Annotated in this window: 8 protein-coding genes; 3 read left to right on the forward strand and 5 right to left on the reverse strand. The window is 63.2% G+C overall.

Annotated elements, in window-relative coordinates; genetic code table 11:
• Positions 1 to 765: 765 nt before the first annotated feature.
• The 3 genes from ACUYM2_RS18325 to ACUYM2_RS18335 form a co-directional block, all read right to left on the reverse strand.
• Complete coding sequence (locus ACUYM2_RS18325; RefSeq protein WP_481601530.1) at positions 766 to 1,689, reverse strand: tyrosine-type recombinase/integrase; 924 nt, start codon at positions 1,687 to 1,689, stop codon at positions 766 to 768.
• Positions 1,690 to 2,220: 531 nt separating this feature from the next.
• The gene (locus ACUYM2_RS18330) at positions 2,221 to 2,571 is read right to left on the reverse strand and encodes a helix-turn-helix domain-containing protein (protein ID WP_481601531.1); all 351 of its coding nucleotides are present in this window, start codon (positions 2,569 to 2,571) and stop codon (positions 2,221 to 2,223) included.
• A complete protein-coding gene (locus ACUYM2_RS18335) occupies positions 2,564 to 3,694 on the reverse strand; it encodes a tyrosine-type recombinase/integrase (RefSeq protein WP_476975974.1) in 1,131 nt (376 codons plus the stop codon). The genes ACUYM2_RS18330 and ACUYM2_RS18335 overlap by 8 nt, the downstream gene beginning before the upstream one ends.
• A 476-nt stretch (positions 3,695 to 4,170) precedes the next feature.
• Between ACUYM2_RS18335 and ACUYM2_RS18340 the strand changes: the two genes are divergently transcribed.
• Together ACUYM2_RS18340 and ACUYM2_RS18345 are read left to right on the forward strand one after the other, a co-directional pair.
• Positions 4,171 to 5,268 (forward strand): tyrosine-type recombinase/integrase, encoded by a 1,098-nt coding sequence (locus ACUYM2_RS18340; RefSeq protein WP_481601532.1) that lies wholly within the window; start codon positions 4,171 to 4,173, stop codon positions 5,266 to 5,268.
• Between the two features lie 5 nt (positions 5,269 to 5,273).
• Positions 5,274 to 5,606 (forward strand): helix-turn-helix domain-containing protein, encoded by a 333-nt coding sequence (locus tag ACUYM2_RS18345; protein ID WP_481599820.1) that lies wholly within the window; start codon positions 5,274 to 5,276, stop codon positions 5,604 to 5,606.
• Between the two features lie 313 nt (positions 5,607 to 5,919).
• Here the strand turns inward: ACUYM2_RS18345 and ACUYM2_RS18350 are convergent, their stop codons facing one another.
• Complete coding sequence (locus ACUYM2_RS18350) at positions 5,920 to 6,171, reverse strand: hypothetical protein (protein ID WP_481601533.1); 252 nt, start codon at positions 6,169 to 6,171, stop codon at positions 5,920 to 5,922.
• A 737-nt stretch (positions 6,172 to 6,908) separates the two neighbouring features.
• Here ACUYM2_RS18350 and ACUYM2_RS18355 point away from each other — a divergent pair.
• Positions 6,909 to 7,094, forward strand: coding sequence for a hypothetical protein (locus ACUYM2_RS18355; RefSeq protein ID WP_481601534.1), 186 nt, complete (start codon positions 6,909 to 6,911; stop codon positions 7,092 to 7,094).
• Here the strand turns inward: ACUYM2_RS18355 and ACUYM2_RS18360 are convergent.
• Entirely contained in the window at positions 7,091 to 7,585 is a 495-nt protein-coding gene (locus tag ACUYM2_RS18360) for a tetratricopeptide repeat protein (protein ID WP_481599822.1), read from the reverse strand. The two genes, ACUYM2_RS18355 and ACUYM2_RS18360, sit on opposite strands and share 4 nt — an antisense overlap.
• Positions 7,586 to 7,730 lie beyond the last annotated feature (145 nt).

Raw genomic sequence — 7,730 nt, forward strand, 5'->3', positions numbered from 1 at the left:
ACTGGCAGCGGGACGTGTTGATGTGGGACGAGTTGGCTTCCCGGAAGCCGTTCGTTGGGCGGACCCTATAGCGTGATGCTGTGACTGTTTTGCTTGGTGGGGAAGCCAACCCCATGGGATCCGTCGTGCATTTTCTTGAAGCTCCACTTTCCCGCGTCCTGAGTAGTCTTTCTGATGACTGGGAGTTGAGGGCAACCGGCATCGCTCTGACTGAGGCACTGCCACTGATGCTTCCCTTCGAGGCGCCGTGGACCCGCCTGCTGGCCGCCGAGTGCGGTGGTTGGACGGCTCTGATCAACAACTTCCTTCATGGTGGTGATTCGACCGCACCCTCTCCAGCTTTGTCGCGCCGGTTGGGAGTTCGTTGTGTCGTAGCAAGCTGCGTTCCGACATATGGACCTGGGCATAGTCAAACTCAGTTGGAACTTTTCGGTCCGACCGGTCAGCCACCACTTTTGTATGTCCGGTCAATTTCTGCCACTGCGACGGATGGCAGGTGGACATGGTTCTCGTCGGGCGATCCCCTTGAGTTCGAACAAGCGGATCGATACTCGGCTCGCCGAATTCGGGATCGATTCGATCGACCCCTACTTCTTGAGTACTTGACGGCCCTCGGTATTCCAGCTGACCGAGACGCGTCCTACGGGACCGCGACGCTCGCCCAACAACAAGTTGATTTCCGCAGGAGGGAGATGTCGCTTCGAGAGGCTCGGAGTGAGTTCTCCAAGCGCTGATGTAATCCAACGAACGCAGTAGCGGTGTGTCTCATACGGGGCGGCGCATGGCGATGTATTGGGCATAGTTGGCGGATGAGTCGATGGCGTGGCGATCGATTGTGCCCGGGGAGTAGCCGAGGGCTTCGGCGATGATGGCCACGGGGGCGAGTTTGGTGAGTTCGTGGAGGGTTCCGAGCCTGGCCGCGCGACTGCTGAAGGCCGTGCTCAGCCGTTGAGTGAGGGTTGAGGCCTGTAGGTGCTGGCCGGGTGAGCCGCCGCGGAATACCCAGTTGCTGTTGCGGTGCGCTGCTGTCTGGTGATGGGTTGGCTTGGCTGCGAGTTCGCGCCAGGGCTCATCGAGCGGTGACGCAAGTGCGATTTTGACGGTTCCGAGGGTGATGGTGACGAGTTCCTCTGTCACGGTGACGTTGTCCCAGGTCAGTTTGACGATGTCCGAGACTTGCTGGCCGAAGACCAGGATGAGAATGGCTGCTGCGCGGTCTCTCGGGTTCATGTCGGCCGTGCGGCTGAGATTGGTGACGAGTTCAGTCTGAGCGGCGGCGTCGAGCCGCGGGCTGGTGCCACGACGGTGGGGCTGCAGTTTCAGGGAGGGATCGATGAGGCTTGTCCTGATTGCCCAGTCGAGGAATCGTGACGCGATGCCTCGCGTCGTGGGGCCTTCTGCCTGCCATCGGTCCAGGTGTGCCTGGTTCACTTCGGCGAGTTCGATGCCTTGTTCGCTGAGCCAGTTCTGCAGGTCGATGGCGACGGTGACTGCTTGTTTGGCCCGCAGGAACGTTCCTCGGGTGACTTCGTCCATCTGATTCATGCGGCGCTGGTGGTGCCAGCGGATGTATCGGCGGGTGATGTCGCGGTGGCTTGGGCTGGTGATCCGGTCGAGGGCCTGCTCGGCCCAGTCGCTAAACCTTGCACTGAGTTCATCTCGTCGCGGCAGTGCGTTGTGTTCGACCATGAGTCCGCGGACGTATTCGCGGGGCGCGAAATGCCGGGAGTTGGTCGAGGCGGGCGTGGGTAATCGCAGGCTCGGTGGCGAGTTGTTGGAGGAACTCGGTGACGTGTGGTTGCTGGATCCAGGTGAGTCCGCTGTTGGCGCGTTTCATGGACTTCAGAGCGGTTCCAACTGCCCGGAGTTCGGGGAGGGCGGCCGGTTGTCCGGCGTGCTGAGGATCCGGTCAACGGTCAGGGCAAGGATGCATGACCAGCATCGGTTGCCTGAGTGTAGTTCGTCTTCTTTGCCGCATGAGATGCAGTCGACGTTGAGGTGGACGCCGGCAGCATTTCCGGCAGGCCGGCAGGGTGTCGACGCGGCCGGGCAAGACTCCCTCGTGGCCGCAGGCGCAGCTGCCGCGAGTTCTTTTGGCCTGTTGGTAGCAGTAGCCGCAGATTCCGCCGTCGGGCCACCGAACTGCGATTTGATGGTGTTCGGCGCAGCGGGCGCAGGCTTCAGGCCATTTTGCGGGGTCGCCAGCTTTACGGGGCCTAGTCATCTTCGTCCGGTGGCAGAAACCCGGATCCGGCGGGCAATTGGCGCACCGGGAGTGATGCCCAGGTCTTCTGGCCGCTTTGGGGCGTTCGCGGTCTTGGCAGCGCGCATCTGCACGAAGGGCTCGAACAGGTCGTTGGGCGTGCACTCGAGGATGTCGCAGAGGGCTGCGAAGGTCTGGGCGGGAATGCGCTCGGGTGTTCCAGTGACGAGCCGGTGGACCTGGGCGTTGGAGAGGTTGATGCCCCGGGCCTTGAGCAGGGGGAGCAGCTCGGTGGTTTTCCAGAGGTTTCGTTGGGCCATGAGCTGCCGGAGGTTCCAGCGGTAGCCGATCCGTCGCTGTTCAGCCATGGCTGTTCCCCTCGCCGTCGCCCTTGCGTAGCCGCTGGGCGATCATTTTTTGGATGGTCTTCTGTTTGAAGTCCGCCGACACGGAAGTATAGAGGGCCGTGGTGGAGGAGTAGCTGTGTCCGACCTGCTGCTGGATAAACAGCGGGTCGTAACCGGCTTCAATCAGGTGCGTCACGTAGGAGTGCCTCAGCGTGTGCAGGGTCAGTTCTTCCGGGAGCCCTGCGATTTTCCGCACCCGCTGGAACGAACGATCGAAGTTGCGGTAAACAGTTGAGCCTGAGCGCTCTGATGGCCAGAGGCTGGCTGACCGGTCAGCGGTGGGGAATCGTTTGCGGCCGTCAGGGGAGAGCCAGTACTCGAGGAGCCCCACCACCCAGTCGAATTCCGGGACGGTGAGCACGGTCCGGCGGCGGGGCCCTGAGCCCTTGGTTCCCTTGGCCCAGCGGACCTGGAGCGCCCCGAAGCGTCCGAACTGTTCAACGTGCGGGTTCGGGCCGAAATCGACGTACTCGAGCATCACCAGTTCACGCCGGCGCAGCCCGTAGGCGTAAGCGACCTTGAACGCCGTCGAGTCCCTCAGCGCCGGCAGCCAACGTTTTGAACCCTTGGCGAACTCGGCGTCGACCAGGTCGTCGGCGGCGTCGAAGAAGGTCTGCAGTTCGGTCCGAGTGAAGGCCCGACGCCGCGCCGGCACGGCATCATCGGTCGTATGCCGGGGCGAGTTCCACTCGAAGACCACCTGCACCGGAATGTCCGAAAAGACCCGTTCGCAGAACGACGCCCAGCCGTAACGCCCGTCCGTCAGGTAGGAGCAAAACGCCCTGATAGCCCCGGAATTAGCCCTCAACGTCGACAGCGCCAGACCCTTCTCTGAGCTGCGCCGGTCCGCCAGGAACTCGTCCACATGATGGGCCGTCCACGTCCACGGATACTCATTGGCGTGCTCCTGGAACCGCTGGACTGTCCCGCACGAGCTTTTGATGTACGACGTCGACAGGCCACGCGCCAGCATCTGCGCACGCCAACCAGCCAACATCGCCTCGAAAACACGATCCTCGGCACGCAGCAGCCCGACATTCACGTTGGTCAGAAAGGCCGGAATCCGCCCAGGTTCGATGCTCACTGATCAAACTGTACGCAAAAATCTCTCATTTAATGAGAGATTACGTTGTTGTGCCGCAGCAGCGCGCGGATCGACCCTTTCATGCCGATCGACGTCGAGGCATCGCCACATCAGCCTGACCTGCAAAAACGGCTAAAAGCACAGAGAGACCAGTTTTCTCATCTACTTCTACTGGTCCCACTTAAACGCCGATAATCGACGTTACGTCAACCTGAACCGTGATTATTGCATCTGATGCAATATCGTCGGCACCAGGCACTCTGCCGTCGCAACGGACCCTTCCGACAAGCAGCTCTTGGTCCTGACCTGCATCAATGCTCCGACGCTGGGTGGCACGAGGCATCCTGCGGGAGACATCCGGGCGGCCATCCGGGCACCTATTTCCGTCGAACATGAGCCTTTTACCCGCGGATTTGCAACGATCCTGCATTAATTGCATGATTCATGCATCCAATGCAATGTCAGGGAGGATTGTTGTGGCGGTTGATTCTGCCGGCCGGGTGCTGGAGTTCGGCGCTGTGCGGTTCCTGCATCCCGAGGATCAGGTGTTCGCCCAGATGCTCACCGGATGGCGGAACCAGCAGCTGAGCCGGAACCTCGCCCTGGGTACCATCGAGTCCCGGGAACGGCTGGTCATGCGGTTCCAGGAATCCACCAACGAATACCCCTGGCAGTGGACACCGGCCCACGTCGATGAGTTCTTCGGAGACCTGCGCAGCGAGAAGCACGCCGCCCAGTCCACGATCCGGTCCTATCAGGCAGCCCTGCGCGCTTTCTGCTCCTACGTGGCTTCCCCTGACTACGGCTGGGACAGGATCTGCGAACAGTATTTCGGGGCGCATCCCTCGCAGGTCTGCTTCGACTGGAACACCGCCGTCCACGCCCAGGCCACTGAATCGTCCCCGGGCCGGCGCCCGTTCACCCGCCGCGAGCTGCAGGCCTTCTTTGACCGCGCCGACGATGAAGTCGACCGGATCGCGTCGCTGGGACGCAAAGGCTGGTTGCCGGCCTATCGTGACGCGGTCCTTTTCAAGGTGGCCTATTGCTGGGGGCTGCGCCGCAACGAGGTCCGGCACCTGCAGACCGTCGATTTTTCTCGGAACCCGCACGCCCGGGAGTTCGGCAAGTACGGGGTCCTGCAGGTCCGGTACGGGAAGGCCATGAAGGGTTCTCCCCCGAAGCGCCGGAGTGTCCTGACGGTGTTTGACTGGTCGGGCGAAATCGTCGCCGACTGGCTGGAACGCGGCCACGGACACATGACGGACGGCCTGGATCTCTTTCCGTCCGAACGCGGCACGCTCGTGTCCGAAACTGCGTTGAACCGTCGGTTCAACCGCTACCGCGAGGATCTGGGCCTCTCCCCCGGCCTGGACATCCACTCGCTGCGCCGTTCCTACATCACGCATCTGATCGAGGCCGGCATGGATTCCCTGTTCGTCCAGCACCAGGCCGGCCACGAGCACGCCTCGACCACCGCCCTCTACACCTCGGTCTCCAGCGACTACAGGGTCAAAACGCTGCGCCGGGCCCTGGACTCCACCGTCCGGGACGCGCTGGCCGGAATGGGAGACTGAACCTCATGAAACGACAGATCGACTACCGCTGGCGGCTTCCGGAACTGATGGCGGCCCGGGGACTGCACAACAGCACCGACCTGAGCCCCCTCCTGAAGGAACGCGGGATCGAACTGTCGGCCTCACAGGTCTACCGCCTGGTCACCCAGCGCCCGGAACGCGTCTCGCTGATGATGGTCGCCGCCCTCTGCGACATCTTCGGCTGCGGACCCGAGGACCTGATCACCGTCACGGCCGCGGACGCGAAAGTCCGCAAGGCCGCCTCCGACGCGAACGTCGTGGAGCTGAACAAGACCATCCGTCCCAAACGCGCCCGCGTGATCCGCGATGACGGCTGAGATCACCCCGCGGCCCATCAGGCGGGGCCGGCCCCGCACGACAGGGAACTTCACCTGCGACAGATGCTCACGGACAGCCGGCAGGCACCGCGCCAGCTGGCCTGAAGGCAGGGTCTGCGGGACCTGCTTCACTGTCGCCATGCGTACGCACGGGCCCTGCCCCGGCTGCCGAACAGAGCGCATGCTTCCCTGTTCATGCCAGGACCTCACAGGCTGGTCTGTGTCGATTCGCGCAGGTATCACCCAGGACTACCACTGCTCACGCTGCGGCACGGAAACCGAGCACTACCGCCAGAACACGTGCGCCCGCTGTTCACTTCGGGACGACCTCACCGTCCTGTTGCGCGTCGACGATGCCCGGGGATCGGAAGCGACGGCGACGATACTGCTTGGCGCGCTCTGCGGAGCCCAGCGCCCCGAAAGCATCCTCACGTGGCTCCGTAAAACCGGTGTCCACGACCTGCTCCAACGGCTTGCCACCGGCGAGATCCCGCTCAGCCACGAGGCACTGGATCAGGAGCCGAAAAGCCTGCGGGTGGAACACATGCGCAGCCTGCTCACCCACCACAAGCTACTCCCGGACCGGGACCACTACCTCGCTCTCTTTCAACGGTGGCTCCCCTCCAGCAAGCTGGGGGACGTTGACGACGCCGACATCCGACGGCCCGTCGAGTCTTTCGCCCGGTGGCACCACCTGCGACGCATCAGGAGCCTGTCTACATACGGGAAACCCACCCGCGGCCCCGTCCACAGCGCGAAGCAGGAAATCACCGAAACCATCAAGTTCCTCACCTGGCTCAAACTCACCCACGGACGGACCGTCGACTCCTGCGTCCAGGCCGACGTCGACACCTGGCTGGCCGACGGCCCCACCACCAGACACGCCATCAGAACCTTCTTCGTCTGGGCGGTCAAGAACCGGACCTGCACCAACATCACCATCGGATTCCGGCAGGCCAAGACCGTGCCGGTATTGGGTCAGGACCGGCGGCTCGCCATGCTCAAAGCCTGCCTCACCGACGACGTCGACACTCTGCCCTACCGGGTCGCGGGCACGTTTCCTCCTGCTCTACGCCCAGCCAGTGGTGAAGATCGCCGCGATGAGAAGCGACGACGTGATCCTCACGCCCGACGGCCTGCGCCTGTCCCTGGGCAAAGGCGACCCTGCACCAGTCCCGGAGCCCTTCGCATCGCTGCTCAATCAACACCTGGCCTCACGCCCGAACATGCGCACCGGCAGCAGTTCGGGCAGCGAATGGCTGTTCCCGGGCTACCGGCCAGGGCATCCACCCCAACACCCTCATGGAGCGGCTCAGAGAGCTCGGCATCAACCTCCTCGGCGCACGCAACGCATCCCTCCGCGCGCTCGTCACCGAAGTTCCCGCCCCGCTCGTTGCCGAAATGCTCGGCTACAGCTATCAGGTCACCCAAAGGCATGCCGCAGCAGCCGCCGAACCATGGTCAAGGTATCCAGCGAAAGCCCATTAGCCGGCGGACTCATGGCCGGACGGGAGCTCACCGGCATAGTGTTTCACGGCTCCCTCATACACGGGAAGGGTCTTTGCGAGAGCGCTCAGAGCGACCCGGAGGGCGTCTCCCGGCCGGCCCGCATCAAACAGGGCAAGTGCCAGAAAGGCCTGGGGCGCGTCCCCCACGATGTCACTGGCACGCATCTGTTCCAGTATTCCAATCGCTTCGCCGGCCTCCCCGACGTTTCGAAGAGAGCTGGCCAGCTGGACGAGAGCCTGGGGTCGCCGGGGGTCGTCGAGCCCGAGGTCCAGTGCCCGTCGATACAGCGGGATGGCAGCCGACTCACGTCCAAGGTAATCCTGCACCGAAGCCCACTCATAGACCGCCGCAGCATCGTCGGCCGGCCGCTCACCGACCAGAGCCCCCATCGCCGTCAGCATCGCAGCATCGTCGGCGTCATCGGCATCGGCCCAAAAGCTCTTAACCCGCGCCTCCCAGTCATTAGCCATGCACCAAAGTCTGCCAGAGACCCGAAAAGCGTAGAAGCCGGCCGCGCTCCGGAAGCCACGTGCCTGTACTGACGCGTCCGCCTCTCTGCAGACTCCCGTTTGGAAGCCGCCGAATAGTTCCAGATCGAATACGGACGGTTACCAG

It is taken from the genome of Arthrobacter sp. SD1074B (genome assembly GCF_056780195.1).